General features: G+C 40.7%; 18 protein-coding genes. 7 read left to right on the top strand and 11 right to left on the bottom strand.

Features of this window, described 5'->3' with window-relative positions:
- The first annotated feature begins 203 nt into the window (after positions 1-203).
- A complete protein-coding gene (cobQ, locus tag UYK_RS0107205; protein WP_016871176.1) occupies positions 204-1,682 on the top strand; it encodes a cobyric acid synthase CobQ in 1,479 nt (492 codons plus the stop codon).
- A 13-nt stretch (positions 1,683-1,695) separates the two neighbouring features.
- Complete coding sequence (locus UYK_RS0107200) at positions 1,696-1,935, top strand: 2Fe-2S iron-sulfur cluster-binding protein (RefSeq protein ID WP_009458271.1); 240 nt, start codon at positions 1,696-1,698, stop codon at positions 1,933-1,935.
- A gap of 51 nt (positions 1,936-1,986) precedes the next feature.
- On the opposite strand, the gene UYK_RS0107195 is transcribed toward UYK_RS0107200, so the two are convergent.
- The 5 genes from UYK_RS0107195 to UYK_RS0107170 all read right to left on the bottom strand — a co-directional run bounded on the left by UYK_RS0107195 (position 1,987) and on the right by UYK_RS0107170 (position 8,462).
- The gene (locus tag UYK_RS0107195) at positions 1,987-2,433 is read right to left on the bottom strand and encodes an SRPBCC family protein (protein ID WP_009458270.1); all 447 of its coding nucleotides are present in this window, start codon (positions 2,431-2,433) and stop codon (positions 1,987-1,989) included.
- 47 nt (positions 2,434-2,480) lie between these two features.
- Positions 2,481-3,920 carry a 9,9'-di-cis-zeta-carotene desaturase gene (zds, locus tag UYK_RS0107190; protein WP_009458269.1) on the bottom strand — a complete coding sequence of 480 codons (1,440 nt, stop codon included), beginning with the start codon at positions 3,918-3,920 and terminating at the stop codon, positions 2,481-2,483.
- A 216-nt stretch (positions 3,921-4,136) separates the two neighbouring features.
- Complete coding sequence (locus tag UYK_RS0107180; protein WP_016867699.1) at positions 4,137-4,307, bottom strand: ribbon-helix-helix domain-containing protein; 171 nt, start codon at positions 4,305-4,307, stop codon at positions 4,137-4,139.
- Between the two features lie 337 nt (positions 4,308-4,644).
- Positions 4,645-5,772: a hypothetical protein gene (locus tag UYK_RS0107175; RefSeq protein WP_016871174.1), complete on the bottom strand. Its 1,128-nt coding sequence runs from the start codon at positions 5,770-5,772 to the stop codon at positions 4,645-4,647.
- Between the two features lie 1,043 nt (positions 5,773-6,815).
- Complete coding sequence (locus UYK_RS0107170) at positions 6,816-8,462, bottom strand: DUF6930 domain-containing protein (RefSeq protein WP_016871173.1); 1,647 nt, start codon at positions 8,460-8,462, stop codon at positions 6,816-6,818.
- A 388-nt stretch (positions 8,463-8,850) separates the two neighbouring features.
- On the opposite strand from UYK_RS0107170, the gene UYK_RS0107160 reads away from it, so the two are divergent.
- The 3 genes from UYK_RS0107160 (at position 8,851) to UYK_RS0107150 (ending at position 10,074) form a co-directional block, all read left to right on the top strand.
- A complete protein-coding gene (locus UYK_RS0107160) occupies positions 8,851-9,210 on the top strand; it encodes a HesB/IscA family protein (protein ID WP_009458267.1) in 360 nt (119 codons plus the stop codon).
- Between the two features lie 112 nt (positions 9,211-9,322).
- Positions 9,323-9,745 (top strand): tetratricopeptide repeat protein, encoded by a 423-nt coding sequence (locus UYK_RS0107155; protein WP_016871171.1) that lies wholly within the window; start codon positions 9,323-9,325, stop codon positions 9,743-9,745.
- A gap of 86 nt (positions 9,746-9,831) precedes the next feature.
- Positions 9,832-10,074 carry a hypothetical protein gene (locus tag UYK_RS0107150; protein WP_026086387.1) on the top strand — a complete coding sequence of 81 codons (243 nt, stop codon included), beginning with the start codon at positions 9,832-9,834 and terminating at the stop codon, positions 10,072-10,074.
- A gap of 81 nt (positions 10,075-10,155) precedes the next feature.
- Here the strand turns inward: UYK_RS0107150 and thyD are convergent, their stop codons facing one another.
- Positions 10,156-11,076, bottom strand: coding sequence for a thylakoid membrane protein ThyD (gene thyD / locus UYK_RS0107145; RefSeq protein WP_009458264.1), 921 nt, complete (start codon positions 11,074-11,076; stop codon positions 10,156-10,158).
- 263 nt (positions 11,077-11,339) lie between these two features.
- Here thyD and UYK_RS0107140 point away from each other — a divergent pair, with 263 nt between their 5' ends.
- The gene (locus tag UYK_RS0107140; RefSeq protein ID WP_009458263.1) at positions 11,340-11,687 is read left to right on the top strand and encodes a hypothetical protein; all 348 of its coding nucleotides are present in this window, start codon (positions 11,340-11,342) and stop codon (positions 11,685-11,687) included.
- A gap of 96 nt (positions 11,688-11,783) precedes the next feature.
- Here UYK_RS0107140 and UYK_RS0107135 read toward each other — a convergent pair whose 3' ends face one another.
- The 4 genes from UYK_RS0107135 to UYK_RS0107115 form a co-directional block, all read right to left on the bottom strand.
- A complete protein-coding gene (locus UYK_RS0107135; RefSeq protein WP_009458262.1) occupies positions 11,784-12,287 on the bottom strand; it encodes an FHA domain-containing protein in 504 nt (167 codons plus the stop codon).
- A gap of 312 nt (positions 12,288-12,599) precedes the next feature.
- The gene (locus UYK_RS0107130; protein ID WP_016871169.1) at positions 12,600-15,107 is read right to left on the bottom strand and encodes a heavy metal translocating P-type ATPase; all 2,508 of its coding nucleotides are present in this window, start codon (positions 15,105-15,107) and stop codon (positions 12,600-12,602) included.
- A gap of 548 nt (positions 15,108-15,655) precedes the next feature.
- Complete coding sequence (locus UYK_RS0107120; RefSeq protein ID WP_009458259.1) at positions 15,656-15,931, bottom strand: TM2 domain-containing protein; 276 nt, start codon at positions 15,929-15,931, stop codon at positions 15,656-15,658.
- 767 nt (positions 15,932-16,698) lie between these two features.
- Positions 16,699-18,279 carry a CPBP family intramembrane glutamic endopeptidase gene (locus UYK_RS0107115; protein WP_009458258.1) on the bottom strand — a complete coding sequence of 527 codons (1,581 nt, stop codon included), beginning with the start codon at positions 18,277-18,279 and terminating at the stop codon, positions 16,699-16,701.
- A 63-nt stretch (positions 18,280-18,342) separates the two neighbouring features.
- Here UYK_RS0107115 and UYK_RS26015 point away from each other — a divergent pair, with 63 nt between their 5' ends.
- On the top strand, positions 18,343-18,486 hold the full coding sequence (locus UYK_RS26015; protein ID WP_157221814.1) for a hypothetical protein: 144 nt from the start codon (positions 18,343-18,345) through the stop codon (positions 18,484-18,486).
- Positions 18,487-18,699: 213 nt separating this feature from the next.
- Here the strand turns inward: UYK_RS26015 and UYK_RS0107105 are convergent, their stop codons facing one another.
- Positions 18,700-19,968, bottom strand: a complete 1,269-nt coding sequence (locus tag UYK_RS0107105) for a cysteine desulfurase (protein ID WP_016871167.1) — start codon at positions 19,966-19,968, stop codon at positions 18,700-18,702.
- Positions 19,969-19,989: the final 21 nt, after the last annotated feature.

Below are 19,989 nucleotides of genomic sequence, written 5' to 3'. Positions count from 1 at the left end.
CTTTACTATGGCTTGGTGACTTGATGTGAGATGTTACGTAAGGTCATTGTTTATCCTGACTCATTTATCATTTATCCAAAGCTAATGATAAATGATGAATAATCAATGACTATTTAACGAGTAATCTGATCACTCAAACAGCATTGCTATATTACACTTCATGCTTTTAATATTATCATTCCTGATCGGAAAAACAGTTGAATATGAAAGCAATTATGGTGGTGGGAACAACATCCCACGCGGGGAAATCACTGTTGACGGCGGCTATTTGTCGCATTTTGTCGCGGCGTGGCTGGCGGGTGGCTCCCTTTAAAGGTCAGAATATGGCTTTAAATGCTTATGTCACAGCTAATGGTGGAGAAATTGGTTATGCACAAGCAGTACAAGCCTGGGCTGCGGGGGTTGTACCTTGGGTAGAAATGAACCCGATTTTACTCAAACCCCAAGGTGATATGACTTCCCAAGTAATTATTAAGGGTAAAGCCATAGGAAAAGTGAGCGCTGCGGATTATTACGAGCAGTATTTTGAACTGGGATGGCGGTCAATCGAAGAGTCTTTACAGCATTTGTCAACAGAATTTGATTTGCTGGTTTGTGAAGGTGCTGGTAGTCCGGCAGAAATTAACCTTAAGCACCGTGATTTAACTAATATGCGAGTGGCAAAACATTTGAATGCTTCGACTTTACTGGTAGTTGATATTGATCGGGGTGGTGCTTTTGCCCATGTAGTTGGAACCTTAGAATTACTCGAACCAGAAGAACGGGCTTTGATTCGGGGTGTAGTTATTAACAAGTTTCGGGGACAGCGATCGCTGCTGGAACCTGGGATTAAATGGTTAGAAGAACGTACGGGCATTCCGGTACTTGGTGTAATTCCTTACTTAGAAACTATTTTCCCGGCGGAGGATTCTTTAGATTTATTTGAACGTAAATCGCATAAATCCAGTGCAGATCTCCATATCAGTGTGATTCGATTACCCAGAATATCTAATTTTACCGATTTTGACCCATTGGAATCAGAATCAACAGTGATGGTAAAATACTTAAGTCCCAAGCAAGAATTAGGACATCCAGATGCCGTAATTCTCCCAGGTACGAAAACATCAATTGCTGACTTGCTGTTACTCCAAAGAACTGGTATGGCAGAGGCAATTCAAAACTATGCAGCAGCAGGTGGTACAGTTTTGGGTATCTGCGGTGGTTTTCAAATCCTTGGTCAAATGATTGCCGATCCAGAAGGTATTGAAGGGCAAGCAGGCAGATTTCAAGGCTTAGGACTATTACCGATCAAAACAGTCATAACGGGACAAAAAATTGCCCGCCAACGTCAAGTGACTTCTAATCATCCCCAAATGGGTTTACCTGTGACTGGATTTGAAATTCATCAAGGGCGATCGCGTATCGAAACCCAAGGAATAGATTCCCAATCCTACTATCCTCTATTTGACGACCCGAATTTAGGCTTAGTGGATAGTTGTCAATCAGTTTGGGGTACTTATCTCCACGGTATATTTGACAATGGGCCTTGGCGTCGTGCTTGGTTAAATCGCCTGCGTCAACAAAGAGGTTTAAAATCTCTGCCTACAGGGGTTGCCAACTATCGAGATCAGCGCGAAAACCTTTTAGATTCCCTTGCCACAGAAATTGAACAGCACTTAGATTTGACTCCTTTGTTGTCGTAGTAAGCTCAAAATTATGACTGTGCGTGTCCATTTCTTACCAGATGATGTTACAGTTGACGCCCAAGTGGGAGAACCCCTGCTAGATGTTGCTGATCGAGCAGAGGTAATTATTCCCACTGGTTGTCTGATGGGTACTTGTCACGCTTGTACAGTGGAACTAGACGATGGAGAAATCATTCGTGCTTGTATTAGCTCAGTTCCAGACGGATGTGAAGAATTAACGATAAATTTGTTTAGCGATCCAACGTGGTAAAAAAAGATGAAGTATCAAGGATGTAGACTTCCCTGAGGGCGGCTACAACCTTTAGACTTCAGCCTTTTTTTGTAAGGCATATTGCTTAAATCGCTCTAAATCCGCGTGTAAAGTTGATTCAACTAATCGTCCCAAAAACAGACTATCCATGATTTTGCCCAGGATACCAGGGATAGCATAGGCAACAGTCAGTTTAACGATACTACTGGTATGGCGATCGTAAAAGCGAATAGCTCCCCGATTCGGTAAACCATCGATAGATTCCCATTGGATGATTTGATGAGGAATGACTTTGATAATCCGGGATTTCCAGGTAAATTCAAAACCACCAGATTTCAATTTCCACAATGAGATATCGGGGTTATCTTCAGGAACCGTCACCGAATCTATCCACTTCATCCAGCGGGGCATTTGCTCCAAATTAGACCAAAGACTCCATACTAAATCTATAGGAGCCTCTACTTCCATCTGCACTGTATGTTCTAACCAATCAGACATTAGATTTTGGATTTGAGATTTTGGATTTGAAATTTTGGATCAGCAAACTATTTTTTCACAGTTTCCAAAATAGCTTTTGCCGCAAGCATTCCTGAAATAGTTGCTCCTTCCATGCTATCGATGTAATCCTGCTGTGTATAACTCCCTGCGAGGAAGAAATTAGCCACAGGGGTTTTTTGACGAGGACGATAAATATCCATCCCCGGTGCTTCTCTGTACAAAGACTGAGCTAGCTTAACTACACTGTACCAAGTCATGTTTAATTCCCTTGATGATGGGAACAACTCGTGTACTTGTGCCAAAACGTGCTGGGCAATTTCTTCATTGCTTTTTTTAATAAACGGATCTCCTGGTGTCAGCACTGCCTGCAACAAAGAACCCTGCCCTTGCCGATAATAATCAGCAGGGCTAGTCAAAGCTAAATCAGCAAAACAAGAAAAATCGGCATCAGCAGTATATAGCAAATTATCAATCCCTGCTGAGTGATTTAGCTGTTTGCGTGCTTCTGCATCTTGCAGTTCTGTTACCCAACCATCAAATCGTAGCTGCACCGTTGCCACAGGAACTGCATCCAACTTGTAAATATTGTCAAATTCTGTCCACTTACGCCATTGTTGAGGCAAGAGGCGCTGAATTCCCGGCACATCACAGGCAGCTACATACGCATCAGCAGTAATGTTTTCTTCTGTGTCACCATGAGCAATTACCAAACCAGTGACACGGGTTTGTTCTCCTTCCTCAGCAAATTGAACTTCTCGTACTCTCCGGCGAGTATAAATTTTTGTTCCTCTCGCTTCTAGATACTCCAAAATCGGTTTATGCAAGTATTCATAGGGTGAACCTTTAAGCATCCGCAGTTTTGATGCTTCTGTTCTTACAGCGAATAACTGAAAAATTGTCAGCATACAACGGGCGGATATGTTCTCGCAATCAATAAAACCCAAAGCATAGGCAATAGGGTTCCACATCCGCTTAATACTGCCATCACTACCACCGTGACTACGGAACCATTCAGCAAAGCTAACTTTGTCTAAGTTACGAATATTTTGCATCGCACCCTCAAAGTCTACCAAACCCCTGACAACTGGACTTGTAGAAAGTGCTATAGCGTTCTGCAACTTATCTAGCCATGAGAGTTGAGAGGTAGTAAAAAAGGCCTTTAAACCATTGAAAGGCGCACCCATAAAGAAACGAAAATCAAGCGCACCAATCTGTCCTCCCTTATTGATGAAGGTATGAATGTGTTCTTTAGGAAGCAGGTTTTCAAAGGCTCCCATCTTCTTCATCAATTTCAACAACTGATTGTAGTTGCCAAAGAAGACATGCAACCCCATTTCAATATGGTTGCCATCTTCATCTACCCAGCTGCTAACTTTTCCACCAACAAACGGACGGGACTCAAAAATCTGGACTTCACAGCCAGCATCAGCTAAATCTACAGCGGTTGCTAGCCCAGCCAGTCCCGCACCAATGATTGCAACGCGCATTCCGCCCTTCCTTTTCAATTTCTTTACAAATTGTAACTGGGTTGGTGTCGGAATTTGCTATTTGTATTCCATCCACAGTCCAAGGATTCAAAACACCCAGACAAATCAGTAAAAGAGTCAAATAAAGTAAAAAGTTGAAAGCAAAAACAAATTTTTCCTTTCTTCTTTTCTTCTTTGTTTCTTTTTCTTTGTACTCTTAATTTATTGTCTGCCTCCTTATCTGTTACTATCATTGGTGTCTTCAGCTACAGACAATCCTCGGATCAATTCCCGAATCACGTCAGTTGCTGGTCTACCAGTTTGCTGACAATACTTTTCCAATTTTTCGGCCTCCTGTGCTGCTAAATTCACAGTAATACGTTTTACAGCCCATTTCTTATTAGTCATTTGATTATGCTATTTGCTGTATATCAACATCATTGACAAAATGTTAGTGAGGATGAAAGAGATAAGAATATCAGAGTTTTTGTCAGGGAACAAGCAATCGTTGATGTAAAAAATTTGGTTTGCTTGAAGTATCCTTTATTTTCTAATAGAATCAAAAAACAAATGAATAAAGTGTTGTTGTGACAGAAACAATAGCGTATATTGGTTACTACACAACAGGAACCTGCTGAGGAATAATCAAGCTTGACCAAAAATTTTATAGCTTAGCAAAAATGATTGCTGCTAACTAAATAACTATTTGTTAGAGGATAGCAATATACAAGAAACTTAGCTACCTCTACAATATGAGTTCGCCAAATACTTTTGGTGAAAACATGTGCCACAAAACTTGTAAATAAGGCATCAAGGTATTAGCTTGTTGACTATTCAGATGCTGACATATTTCTTGCTGTAGTAAGTGGAGCATACAGCGAATAAGCTGCCATTCAACTTTTAATCTTGGGTAGAGCATTGCACACAATGGGAATAATTCTTGTTGAATTGCATTCACACTTCCCTCTAAGCTACAAACCCAAAGATAAACTTGGAACATTTCTACATCCCTGATACTGGAAACTCTGACTAGCGGTTCACTTAATAAACCAGACTGGGAATGATAATTAGGGTAAAGGTCAATAATCTTTTGGCAAATTTTATTAGCTATTTGTGTACTAATAGGTAAAAGTTTCTGCACTGCTGTTAAAACATGAGAATTATAGTCATGATCTGCTGCTGCATCATAAACTCGCTGTAATGGCATATATAAGTGGTCATCTATGACTTTTAAGTAACTGCCAAGTACAGTTTTTTCCAAAGGTGAAAGAGTTTGTAGTAAGCCAAGGTTAGTATAGTGAAACTGCATACTCACAAAGCCAATCACTCTGGGATCATGTTGTGTGTATTTCTGCCGTAGCAAACCAACATTTGTGCTAATGATTGTTGCCATTTGAGTAGAAACAAAATGTTGTGCTTGCATCTGCTGAATTCTTTCAGACAGTGAACTTTCTGTATTTGCTGGTGGGATTTGTGTAGATAAGTTGTGACTTGATTGTTGCTGGATGTATAGATGCAATGCTTGTTCGTATATCTCAAAAGAATCTGCTGTTATTTCCCAAGGATTGATTAATTTTGGATCAATACGATGCCTTTTGATTTCCTCTGACAACAATGCTTCTGTTTTGTTCCAAGCTTGTAAACTCACAGTACGCAGTGAATTCATTAGCTTTTGCACTGTTCTTTTTCGTCCTTCGGGAGATACTACTTTTTTGAAGTTTATAGCATCTTGCTTATGTTCATAGAAGTAGTTCAGTTCAACATTCTGTAAATACTTCTTTGCCCATTGTTGAGCTAAATATGAAACAGCAGATTGTTTTTCCAATTGTAGTAAACCCTCTGAATCATTATCTGGGTTTTCATTCATCTCCATATATTAATACTGTAAATATTGCCGTATAAACACCCTGTTTATTGATGTTCCTATTGTATATGTTTTCTAATTGAATTGGTTGCCTTTACTTAATCTTCACTGAATTTGTACTTAAGTTTAGATTTTTATTTTTGTGAAAATTTTAATAAGCAATAGTAAAAAAATTACATTTGATTGTGTTGTCATTATAAATATCTATAAAATTTCCAAAATACACATCATGTAAAAAGTGTATTTTTTTAAACTAAATTGAGCTTAGATAATATCAGCCCGTGGAATGTTTTGTAGTCGTTTATACTTCTTGTTTTGAGAATGGATTTATTTAATAGTTAGCGAGCAATATAAAATGTAAAATAAGTTACTTGTAACCTACGAATAAGTTATGTCAAAAATATTAGATGTTTACACAAAAACTTGCATATTACATAAATAAAAAAATCAAAAAAATTAATAATTTTCAAACTAGATAGTAAATTTTTTGTGAATTACCATTACCAAAAATTCATTTTTAATTTTTGCAATCTTTAAATAAAAAACTTCCCAAAAAGTAAGTAAAATAAAATTTACGAAAAAGTTTACAGATTGAACAATTAACAAATTCTGTCTTGAAAATGGGTGTAGGAGGAGTCAAATTTTCATGCCCTCTTGTGGGCATAATTGTCAGTGGAATCTTGCACTTGCCTAAAATCTTGCCCTCAAATAAATTTGGGGCTAAGAGCTTAAGTTAGCTTGTAGCTAACTATGACAATGGTTGTAAAGAGTTTTAACTCCTTTAAGGTTTGACCCAAAACTTTAGTTTCGGTCATGATCCAAGATAAGGGGACAAGGAGGACGACTTGGGGGAATTTATGTCAAGAATTTTGTGAAGAAATAATAGGTAATTGATCCATTACCAATTACCAATCACATTTAGATGTGATCTGACCACTAGCAGCGAATACCTCCGACACGCACTCGCGTTCGCTAATAGCAACAGATGAAAGAAACACAATCTTTCTCCTAAAGTCTCATACCCTATACCCCCTGTGTTTCTTCAGCGGTTGTTATTCAAATTGCAGTTGCGGCATTAGCTGGAGAGTGCCAATACCTAAGTCCTTGGGTGACAGCGATCGCGCCTCAAATAAAGCCATCATATCTCGTAACTGGGGATTACCACGAGCAGCACCAGTAAGTCCTTTGGCAATGATCAAACCGCAATAGCCTTTGGTATTTTTACAACGCTGATTCCATTTTTTTCTGGCTTCAACGTGAACAGGATCATCATCTAAGAACTCCCCAAATAAGAACAATTCGCCATTTTGAGTTTGCAGTAAACCCAGATCATAGCGATCGCCACCAAAAGGATCAGCACCAGGATTGAAGCAAATTGCTTTCAGACCTCCTGCTTTTTCTATATTTTCAATTACGGTTTTAGCCTTGGGGCGCGAAGTTTGAATTAGAATAACTGGCAGACCATCACCTACTGGCTGAATTTCTCCTGCTGGATGGTAATTAACTCCTTGACGTAAGTACTCCAACATCTCCCAAGACACTACACCCAAGCTGAGAAAAGAGTCTTCCGGGATTAAGTCATCTCGCAATGACCTAAACATGGGTGTAGGTTCAGATTCTATCTCCTCCTCGTCTTCTTCATCCTCATAGCCAGCCATTTCCTCTAACTCTGCTGCCAATTCCGGCATACTAGAGACAGTTATAGCTACTGATTTTGTCTGTTCATCACAAGAATCAGGTAAAGAAATGCGGTAGCGACGACTCAAAGTTGGAAAAGAATCGCTCCCCAAATGACGACGATGATCGCGAATAAAACGGTTAAGGCTTTCTAGGGCAACGTATACTATCAGTGCTTCTTCATCGTATAAAACCGAGCGTAGTCCCTCGAGAGGATGAATATTACCAAAGGTGGGTTCAATTTCTGATAGTGGCAGTTTCGCTAAATCCTCAAATTCTTCCTCTTCGTCTGTTTCGTCAACATGTTCAAAAGTCAGAAATAGACAATCTTGCTTGAGGAAAGCTTCTTCTAAATGTCCTTGGGATTTGTCTTCTCTTAAAATTGTGGCCCGAAAATGCTTGAGTGAATCTTCTGAACGATACAACAGTACTCCATACTCCATACCCAGCATCCCCATCATTGAGGCGTAGAGTGTACCAACATCCCATTTATTGATCTCGATTGATAAAATCTGCTGTTCTTCTAATAATTCCCAAGGAGCAGCTTGCCAAATTGCTAATGCTTTTTCTCGCAAAGCCTTGGCATACTGTGGAGGTAATTCGGGAACTTGAGAGTCGAGAATTTCGGCAAACCCACGAAATAGCTCATCAATTAGAGGTAACTCAGATGAATAATCAATAGCAATATCTAAATCTTGCAGGACTCCACGTAAGTAAAATTGTATTTCCCTGTCTCTGACGACAATTCTTTGGGGACGAGCAGGTTTAGCAGGACTGTGGGGATTCTCCATTGCTCGCATCAAAGTGCGAACAATTGCTTCTGGCCCACTTTCTGGAGGTACTACGTCCATTCCCCGCACAATGCCTTGTGTACCATCCACCCAAAGAATACATTCGCCCTTTGTTTCGGAGTCTGAGTGCTGGGTTGGTGATGACAATGGACGGCGATCGCCCTCCCATACAGAAGGAATTTGAGTTAATTTCCGTAAACGACGGCTGGTAGAGCGATTAAAACTTGTCATAGAGTAAGTGAATCAAAACAAGGGATTTGTAAATACACTTTTGAGTCAGGGCTAGTCTCCAATGAAAACTCCCTTGGCTGTTGAATTAAGAGTAATCGTAACTGTGGGCTGCCAAAGGCTAAAACTCCAAAAATAGCGAATCTCTAAAACACATTGAATCTCTCAATTCTAGAATAAAAATCTTTGCGTGCTTTTGACGGAGTATTTACAATTTGGCAACCTAGAACATCAATATCGTTAAAATGGATAAAAAAGCTTTTATAGACGCGTGGTCGGAAGGCGTCTGTGAAAATTTTCGGGGCTACCCAGTGACAAAACTTTTGGGTTAAAGGTTCCCGCTTTGCTTGTCTATGGTAATCGATAACCACATAAGGAGTTAAAAAAGCAGATGACACAGGCAACTCAGTCTTCACAACGGGGAATTCAGTTAAGCGAAGCAGCATTGCGGCAAGTGAAATTATTGCAGGAAAAACAAGGCGGCAAAGACTTGTGTTTGCGGGTAGGAGTACGTCAAGGGGGTTGCTCTGGAATGTCTTACTTGATGGACTTTGAAGACCCTAGTAAGATTACCGCAAATGACGATATTTTTGATTATGACGGCTTCAAAATAGTTTGCGATCGCAAGAGCCTATTATATCTCTATGGCTTAATGCTTGATTATAGCGATGCCATGATTGGTGGAGGCTTTCAATTCACCAACCCTAACGCCAGCCAAACTTGCGGATGTGGTAAGTCATTTGGTGTTTAGTCAAGTGTCAAGTGCCCATTGTCAAGTGTTCACAGTTGTAAAAACGCTTCAAACAGCGCCTCTATACATTTAGTTTATTGACCATTGACAATTGACCATTGACCAATTCACTATGACTCAAACAGTTGAATCCTTGTTTGATACAGGTTTAGAACGCTATAAAGCTGGGGAATCACCAGAGACTTTGATTCCTGTTTTTAAAGAGGTTTGCGATCGCGCTCCTAAAAGTAGTGCTGCTTGGACTTGTTTAGCGTGGCTGTATCTTTTGGATAATAAACCCAACTCTGCTTTCAAGGCTGCACAAAAAGCAGTAAAGTTAAATCCACAAGATCCACAGGCAAGAGTAAATCTCGCTGTTGCCATGTTGGAAACAAATCAAAAAGGCTTACGCCAACATATTGATGCTGCTAATCAATTATTGACCCTTAGCCCCGAATGGCAACAGGAAATCAAAGACAGCATTGAAGATGGTTTTAAGAGAAAACCGGATTGGCAGAGTTTGGCAAAAGTCAAAAATTGGTTATTTGAAAATTAGGAGTATTGTTGTTTGTTGGCTGTTGATTGTTGGTTGTTCCAAACAATAAACAACCAACAACTACCAACATTATTCATTTTGAGCTTATGAAAGAGAAATTTTTAAGTTGGCTTAACCTAATTTTAGTAGTCGATGTCTTTCTTGTTCTGTTTGCTTTTGGGTGGTTAGCGATCGCAGTGATTGGGAAAGCATCAGGAGTACCCTTAGGCTTAGATTTATGGTACAAACTCTGGCAACCCGTTTTTAACCCAGCAATTGGCATTCTGATGGGTGGTGCAATTCTCAGTGGTATCATCAATTGGATTTCTAGGAAATTCCAATCTAGTTAGTTGTTAGTTGTTAGTTGTTAGGGAATTATCCCGAAACAACAATCAACAATCAACAATCAACAATCAACCATCAACCATTAACTATTTCAAAATTGTTTCTAGAGCTGGTTGTAAATCAGGATATTGAAATTCAAATCCACTTTCAAGGGTGCGTTTAGGAAGAACTTGTTGTCCCTCTAAAACTACTACAGCTCCCTCTCCCAGAAGAGCTTCAATTGCAAAGTCGGGAACAGGTAACCAAGAAGGACGATGCATGACTTTGCCCATAGTCGTAGATAGTTCTGACATGCGGACAGGATGAGGAGCTGTAGCATTATATACACCAGACATCTCTGGTTTAGTTAAAGCTTGGATAATCAAGTTAACTAAATCATCAATATGAATCCAGGAAAACCATTGTTTGCCGCTACCAATAGGCCCGCCAGCAAACAGCTTGAAAGGTGTAATCATTTTACCCAAGGCTCCACCCAGACCTAAAACAATACCGAATCGGAGAATTACTAATCTAACACCCGCTTGTGTCACTTTTGTTGCTTCCGCTTCCCAAGCTTGACAAACTTGGGCGAGAAAATCATTACCAGATGGACTTGTTTCGTCGAAAGTAGCAGTTTCGCTAGTGCCGTAGTAACCTATAGCAGAAGCGTTAACTAGAACACTAGGTTGAGGATCAGCCTTAGCTATTGCCTCCACTATTTTTTGAGTCGTCAGTTTACGGCTGTTGAGAATTTCTTGTTTTCGTTCTGGTGTCCACCGTCCTTCACCTATGGGTTCGCCAGTCAAATTAACAACACCATCGCAAGAAGCGATCGCTTCTTGCCAAGTACCAGATACAGTCGGCGTATAAGCAACAATTTCTACGTTAGAGAAAGCTTTCTTGGGAAAAACCTTTTGAGCATGGGCGATGTTACGAGTTAATACCAATACCCGATGACCATCTTTGTGAAGCTGTTCTACCAAGCGACTACCGACAAATCCTGTTGCACCGCTTATTGCTACTTTCATAAGTTAACCTCTATCAAATCTTATATTAAAGTTTTTTATTGCACATGGAAATAGAAGTTGGCAGCTAGTGGCCTGTGTCATTAATGATGAGAGGTTGGTAGTGAGCAAGTTATCGCTCAATTTTCACGAACTTTCACGATTTATCAAAATTAGTGACATGAACTACTAGTATCAAGCACTTCCTTAATGAATCTATAACTACTTGTGTTTAAGAGGGTTCGATATTATAGGATGGACTGAGTGTTACAAGCCTTGGGTCTATTATGGCTCGCTATACCTGTTCGTTCATTCTTTCTATTCCCATTCACCATCTCCAGCCTCTACTTGTAGAACTGCTACAAGACTGCAACTTGGATGTGCAGTACTCTACATTGGATTACATCATGGCGCGTGAGATTGTCGGTACTGTTTCCTACTCAAAAATGGTGACAGTAGAAATATTTATTGATAAAAGCACAGCCACCGAAACAGAAACTCGAATGAGCATTGTGATTAAAAACCAAGAACTGCCACTCCAGCTAGATAATCATTGTCGGCAGGTGTTTGAATATATCAAGCAGGCAATTGAAGAAAGCCGCCATTGGCATCTGATTGAAAGCTTAGCAGGATAAGATACAAATGCTTACAGCAAGGGCGTCTGCTAAAGCTAGCTTTGTGCCAATCTAGCTTAGAGCATAACGCCACAGAAAATATTACCAATGCACTTTTTAGTCTTCTAAATCGTCGGTCATACCGGGGTTGATAAGTGTAATGTCATATTCACTAACATCAGCCTGACCAGGGGGCATTGTATCACGTTTTAACAGGTAATAAATGGCACGTACCTGCGGCCCAAAAACAACTTCATCTTCATTTTTAAGGTCATGGGCTGCGAGTTTGCGCCCATTAATCATCAGACCATTAGAACTGGGCTTGCCTTTAGCGTCACCATCAACAATTCGATAATAATAACTTTTGCTATTATCATCTCTGGGCAACCTTACTAAGGTAGCGTGACGACGTGAGACAAATTGTGAGACTAAACGGATATCACATTCTCGGTCTCGACCAATGGAATAAATAGGACGCTCTAGAGTGAATTCCTTACGTCCTTGATCGTCTTCCACGATCAGTATATGGCTTTCATGGTTTTCTGCTGCCATTGACAAATCGTTACTAAAATCAGTTGAAGTCTTATGAATTAAGAATTGTTTAGAATTGTTTTCTGCCATTTTCTAAACCAGAGTCTCTAGTACTGCATAGTTACGACTAAGAGTAAAACAGTACAGTATAGTTTTACTCTTAATATCTACAGTGGCATCTACTGGCGCTCTGGGAAAAGAGTCAATGACTTTGTGAGATTTTTTAAACAGTGGCTTATCGATTTAGTTTAACCTGAGACAGACAGAACAGATATTCTATTCACTCTTTTGAAATATATCAGAGCAAATATTCTACCAGTATAGTATGGCAAAAATAACTACACAGATAAAATAAGCTAAAAAGCTTGATTTGCAAGCTTCGTAGCTTTCTGCCTTCTTGTATTAACTACGAGAAAACCGCCGCAGCATTAGGGAATTGGTAACAACACTAACCGAGCTAAAAGCCATTAGAGCCGCAGCGCCAGCAGGACTAAGAACAAAATGTAGACTGGGCAATAATATACCAGCTGCCAAAGGAATTCCTAGCGTGTTGTAGGCAAAAGCCCAAAATAAATTTTGGCGAATTTTGTTGAAAGTGGCACGACTGAGTTGAATTGATGTGACTACATCGCTTAAACAGTTCCGCATCAAAACAATATCAGCTGTTTCAATCGCTACATCTGTAGCTGTGTGTAAGGCAATACCAATATCGGCTTGAGACAAAGCCGGAGCATCGTTGATGCCATCTCCTACCATTGCGACTACAGACTTGGGATCGGCACTTGTTTCTATTTCTCTGTTTTGAAGAGATTGTATTACCTCTGCTTTCTTGGCTGGAGGTACAGCCGCCATGACATCGGCAGTATCTAATCCTAGCTGGTTAGCTATAGCGAAAGCTGCTGTTGGCGTATCACCACTGAGGAGCATAACTCGCAGTCCCATATGACGCAACTTGTCTACAGCTGCTTTCGCATCTGGTCTGAGGGTATCTTGAATAGCAATGAGTCCCGCAACTGTTCCTGCAATTGCCATTAACACAACAGTTTTACCATCCTCTGCTAATTTCTGTACCTGCTTGTGTACATTGTCATCAATGACGATTCCGTGCCAACTCAACCAATCGCAATTTCCTAATAGTACTAAATTGCCTTCAACTACAGCAGAAACACCAAGTCCCGGTTCTGTGTGAAAGTCAGTAGCTGGTAGAATAGTTAACTGTTGCTGCTGTGCTTGATTCTGAATTGCTGTCGCCAGAGGATGACAAGTACCCCTTTCTACGGCGGCGGCGAGTTGTAATAAGTATTGGGGATTAGGGATTGGGGATTGGTGATCGGGAGGAGACGCAGAGAATCTATCAAAATTATTTTCCATGTCCCCACCTTTGGCTTGTCCCTCCAGCACAACACAATCTGTAACTGTAGGATTACCACTAGTCAGCGTGCCTGTTTTATCAAAAACTATGGTATCCAACTGATGGACTTTTTCTAAAACATCACCGCCTTTGATTAATAGACCTCGTTCAGCAGCGATCGCAGTTCCTACGAGAATCGCTGTGGGTGTGGCTAGTCCTAAAGCGCAGGGACAAGCTACCACCATGACTGCAATGGCTAACTTTAAGCTTACCAACAACGGAGAGTGATGAGTAGGTATCGGTACACCATAATAGTGGTGGGCCATATTCATGCCAGCCCAGATGGTAACATCGTGCCAAACATGAGTGCCAATAAAGTACCAAAACAAAAATGTCAACACAGCTGCTGCTAGTACACCGTAGGTAAAGTATCCTGCGACTGTATCTGCTAATTTCTGTACGGGTGCTTTTCTAATTTGTGCCGCTTCCACTAGAGCAACAATTTGTGCCAAAGTGGTATCGTTGCCAGTGCGAGTCGCTTCAATTGCGATCGCTCCGGATTGGTTGAGTGTTCCAGCTGTGACCGTATCTCCTCTTTGCTTGAGTACTGGTACAGCTTCTCCAGTCAGCATTGACTCATCAATGGTTGTTTGACCATCGATCACTACACCATCTACTGGTATTTTGTCTCCTGGGAGAACTTGTAACCATTCGCCTACACGTACTTGTTCGGCAGGAATTTCGATCACCTCGGTAAGAGAAGGTTGTAAAGATGCACCATCTCTGGTCTCTACACTCCGTTTCGGGATCAATCTTGCTAACTGGGGCTGGAGGTCAAGCAAGTTTTTAAAGGCAGCGGTAACTCGACCTCTGGCTTGTTTTTCTAATGTTCGTCCCAATAAGATAAAGCCCAACATCATTACAGGCTCATCAAAGAAGCACTCCCAGCCAAGCTGGGGAAACAGCAGAGCAACCAAACTAGCTGTGTAGGCAATCAGTGTTCCCAAGCCGACAAGAGTATTCATATTGGGTGCTAGCCGTCGCCAGCTCACCCAGCCATCTATCAAAATCGAACGGCCAGGAATTAGTAGCGCTATCGTTGCTAATCCACAGTGAAACCAGATGTTATGCAAAACAGGCAGTACAAAGCCACCACTATTGCCAAAATGTCCGATTCCTGACAACAGCAGCAGCAATGCTGCAATAATCAACTGCCTACGTGCAGACTGAATCTCTCGGCGCTGTCGTTCTGCTGGGTCAGATTTGCCTTGGTTTTTATCCGCGACTTTCCCACTTGCTTGCCTGGGTTGAGACGGAAATCCAGCCGCCGTCAATTGCTGTGCTAGTGCATCTGCGTCTACCACACTAGTTTCTAACTCTACGACAGCAATCTCTGTTGCCAGATTGACACTGGCGCTCTTCACTCCAGGATATTGAAACAGTTGGCGCTCTACAGCCTTTACACAGCCACCACATTTCATACCCCCCACATCTAAGATGATTTTCTCTGTTGTCGGAGTTGGTTCTGGGGAAAGGTTAGTTTTTGGGACAAGTTGCATGGAATAGTGTTTAATTTTGTTACGAACCTAGAAGTACGCTAAGACGTACCTCTATTTCGAGAGTAGGCGAAATTCGCAACAATGACAGAATGTCAATAATATGAAGTTTTGTTAAGTAGAGGAGGCAGTGCGTTGCGGGGGTCTCCCTCCAACCTCACTACTGTGACGACCCCAAAGCAAAGCGTTGTAGTACCTGCCGTGCGTACAGCCGTACACCCCTCAATATGTATCAGGATTTTTGTGAAAAGGTATCAGTCGACTCTCTACGATTCCAGCGCAGATATGTAGAATAGATGATGACAAATAACTGTGTTGGCATCAAAGCTACCTGACTTCTTAAAAAAGGATTGATCTCTAAATGGGATAAGGTAGTAAAATATACCAATCCCAACAAAGCAAAAAACACTAAAGATATATACTTACGCTTGAAAATTAACATATTGGTAGAAGGGAGAAGGCAGAGGGGGTGTGAGGGGATGGAAGATGGGGCAGTGAGTGAGGATTAAAGACTATTAACCACTAACTACTAACCATCAACAAACAAGCAACTAAAACCAGCCTTGTTTGTTAACAAAGTAGGTATCAACAAATTGGTTATAGGATTTGTTTAGGTAGATCATTCCTTCTATCAAACCCACAAGCTGCATAATGAATAGGGTTAAACCGTAAGTAAAATAACCTCCCACTAAAGAAATCATGAGCATGATAAATCCTTCTGTGGTATAACCCAGAACAAACTTATGAATTCCAAGACCTCCTAGCATAATGCCACTATACCCAGCTAATAGTTGTTTAGTGGCATGACTGGGGTTGAGTTTTGCCATATGAGTACTACTCCTTTATTAGTAATGTATAAAATTGAAATTCTATATTTTTAACAAGAAGTAAATCTACTGACTATCCTGTTTACATTATTTTACTTTTTATTCAGTATAAATACTGAATAAATAAATATGTTGAACTGACGTTACTTGCGAGGTCAAGTAACGCTATTTTTTGAAGATATAGTGTTCAGAAATTGTCTGAAACTAGATATCTCCAGAAAACTATTTTGAATAAAAATAAAAACCGCTACATAGATAGTATTGAATTCTAAGCCAGAAACCTCTGTGTTACAGGATCAATGGCAAACACATTGTGTCATAATACTTTATACACATCCGACAGTATCATTTCCGGATTTTTTATTGTCACGGTAAATAATTAAAGATACTGACTTAGAGTAAATTAGACACCTTATTTCAGCGGCTTTTTACAGATGGTTTTCTAAGTTTAGCCAGGCAAATAGCTACAAACTAAATTCTGTAAATTTTCCGTAATCATTTAATTGAAAACGGAAATGTAAAAGTTAATATTCCTGGACAGAAACTGTCAATAAGCAATAGTCATCCATTAATGGCTAATTTGTTATTTATTTAACTAAATTGCTTGAGTTTTTATTAGCTATGTATTTTCTCTCAAGCTAGCATTTTTTTATCCTGAATATCAACATACTGTTGGTAGATTTTTGTGACGAAGGGGATTAGGGATCAGGGATTGGGCATTGGTGTTTCTTTTCTCCTGTTTCCCTATTCCCCGATCCCCGGTTCCTTTAATTACTGCCACTACCAAGGATAAATAAGCTAAGTAGAGTGCCACTGTTCCAGAGGCTGTGGAGGAGCATGGGGGCAAGGAGATTACGCGATCGCGTGTAAACTACCCCCAAGACAATTCCCAAGGCGAATAGTGGTAAAACTTCCGATAAACTCAAATGAGCGATCGCGAACAAAAAGCTACTGGCGATAATTGCCCACCATACGGACATATAACGAGTCAGAGAAGGTAACAGAAAACCCCGAAATAGGAATTCTTCAAACAAAGGAGCAGCGATCGCAGCAGTCAAGAAAAATATACCCAAAGCCAGAGAATCTTGACTTTCCAAGGCTAACTGCAACAGAGGATTACTACCACCTTGTCCTTGCCATATTTGTTGATTAATCAAAGATACCACAACTACCACAGGCAAAGCCGCACAGTAACCACCAAATCCCCACAAAAACCACTTACCCCGTAAATTGAAGCGAAACCAGCCAGAGTCTAGTGGTAAAAAACGTTTAATAGATAAATACAGTACAGATATAGCACCCGATGCCACTAATATGTAACTTAAGAATACATAGAATGCTTGCAGGCGTAGATTTTGGGCAGGACGGGGGATAGGAAGTAGGGATAAAATTATGGGGATCAATACTTGTCCCATAAAGAAAAAGCCGACGACAAATACTTGCAAAATCGTTTCACCATCCCAAGGTACTGACCAACCCGTATCAGCATTTTGTCCCAATAAACTAGCTTTACCTTTAACAACACGTTGACCAATTAGAAAAATCAGCAATCCTACACCCACAAAAGCTCCCAGTGCTGGAATAGTACCAATAATCGCCAATTTCACAAAAGCTTGTTCCGCAGCTTCTTGTTGTGCTGTTTTAAGGTTGGCTAGAGCTTCTTGACGTTGTTGGAGTTGGTAGAGTTGAGTCAAAGCAGTATAACGAAACCAACCATCTAAATTATCTTGAATCAGTTGTTGAGCATTGGGAAGCAAACGAGGCGGACTACTCCACATTCCACTCAACGCCGTAGCAGTTTCGCGTAACTCCGGTTTTATTTGGGAATTTTGCTGTAATTGCTGCCAAGTTTTCAAGGCTGTATCTGTTTGTTTTTGCTGTGCTTGTAACATTCCCAAGCGCAAATCGATCTCAGCAATTGATTTTTGCAGTTGCTCAATTGTTTTTTGTAATTGTTTTTGCTGTATTGAACGAGAAGTATTAGTTGCAGGAGGAATTTCTGGTTGGGGTTTAGGAGTTGTGGGAGTTGTGACAGGTTCGGAACTTAAGTTTGCCAGCAGTTTTCTAGCTTTTTCTAAATTAATTTCAACCGATTTCCGTGCTTCTTGATACTGCTTAGTGGCGGTTTCTAGGGGTTTTTCACCGATGATTGCTTCTTTGGCTGCTTGAAAATCATTATCCTTGCCATCTGAGATTTGCCACTGGGAAGCTTCCAAGACAATATTTGTCTGATAAAGTTCGAGGCGAATTTGGAACTGTGGTTCTTTCCAACTGTTGAGTAAAGACGAACCTGCAACAAAAATCGCTAATAACGTTAACAAAAATAAACCCAACCGCTTAGGTGTCATTTATTCTCCTCTTGACTCATACTGAGTTGCAATTAATTCGTGTTAACTGGGGAGGTACGGGGGATGGGAGCATCCATCACTACCCCATCAGTCTCTACGACTAAATACTACTTTTTTTATCAGCCATTTGGAGTGCTGCACCTAATGGGAATTTGCGATCGCTTTTTACTGTATGGTGGCTTGGTGGTAAAAAGTCATACTTTTTAAACCACGAAGACACTAAGACACAAAGGTTTATATATTACACTACTGCTAAAGATTTATCTTTTTCCCAGGTGAGTAATTGGTCAAGTTTTCCTAATTCTGTAAAAGTTCTAGGAGCTAGTAGACTATGCAGTAAATTAATAGACATTTTTGCTGGATAAACAAAGTCCGCCTACGCGGACTTAATTATAGTTTGAGGAGGTGTATTGCTCTCCGTCATTCATCACCAAACAAGCCGCTAAAAAAGTCAATTGTTTCTTTCAAGGCTTTGATGAATACATCAATTTCCTCACGGGTATTGTAGAAAGAGAGACTGGCGCGTGCGGTGGCAGGAATTTTGAGATAGCGGTGTAACGGTTGGGTACAGTGGTGTCCAGAACGGATGGCAATCCCTTCTGTATCTAATAATGTTGATAAGTCATTAGCATGAACTTCGGCGGCGGTGAATGCAGCTAAAGCAGCTCTACCTTCACCTTGAGCATTTGGTTTGGGCCCGTATATTCTAATTTGGGGTATTTTTTCTAATTGCTGGAATAGGTAAGCAGTTAATTCTGCTTCGTAGGTGTGGATTTTGTCCATGCCTATTTTAGTAAGATAGTCTACTGCTGCACCAAGGGCGATCGCTTCGCCAATGGCAGGTGTACCAGCTTCAAATTTATGTGGTAAATCTGCGTAGGTAGAATGGTCTAAAAACACCTCCGCAATCATCTCACCACCACCTAAAAATGGCGGCATAGCTTGCAGTAATTCCAGCTTGCCATACAAAATACCAATACCAGTGGGAGCGCACATTTTATGCCCAGAAGCCACTAACCAGTCGCAGCCAATTTGCTGCACATCAACGGGCATGTGGGGGACACTTTGGCAAGCATCAATTAATACTTTGGCTCCATATTTATGTGCGAGGGTGCAAATTTCTGCCACTGGGTTAATGCAACCCAAAGTGTTAGAAACATGTACCACCGACACCAATTTTGTTTTATCCGAAAGCAGCTTTTGGAAATGTTCCAAATCCAATGTTTCTTCTGGTGTCAATTCTACAAACTTCAGTACTGCACCCGTTTTAGCGGCGACAAACTGCCAAGGAACAATATTACTGTGGTGTTCCATCACCGACAGAATAATCTCGTCTCCTGGCTGCAAATTATTCATTCCCCAACTGTAAGCAACCAAATTGATCGCCTCAGTTGCATTGCGGGTAAAAACAATTTCCTGACGTGATGCAGCATTGACGAACGCAGTAACTTTATCTCTGGCTGCTTCGTAAGCCTCTGTAGCTTTAGCACTGAGGGTATGTACGCCACGATGGACATTAGCATTGTACTGCTCGTAGTAGTCTCGGAGAGTATCGAGTACGAACAGAGGTTTTTGGGATGTCGCAGCGTTGTCAAAGTACACTAAAGGTTTGCCGTTGACTTCCTGGTGTAAAATCGGGAAGTCAAGACGGACTTGATCAGCAAGGGTTCTTTCTTGGGTAAAAGTCATGTTTAAAAAGTCAAAAGGTAT

The sequence above is a fragment of the Fischerella thermalis PCC 7521 genome (assembly GCF_000317225.1).
Taxonomy (GTDB): domain Bacteria; phylum Cyanobacteriota; class Cyanobacteriia; order Cyanobacteriales; family Nostocaceae; genus Fischerella; species Fischerella thermalis.
The sequence above is the reverse complement of the archived record's forward strand: the minus strand, read 5'-3'. Positions and strand labels throughout refer to the sequence as shown.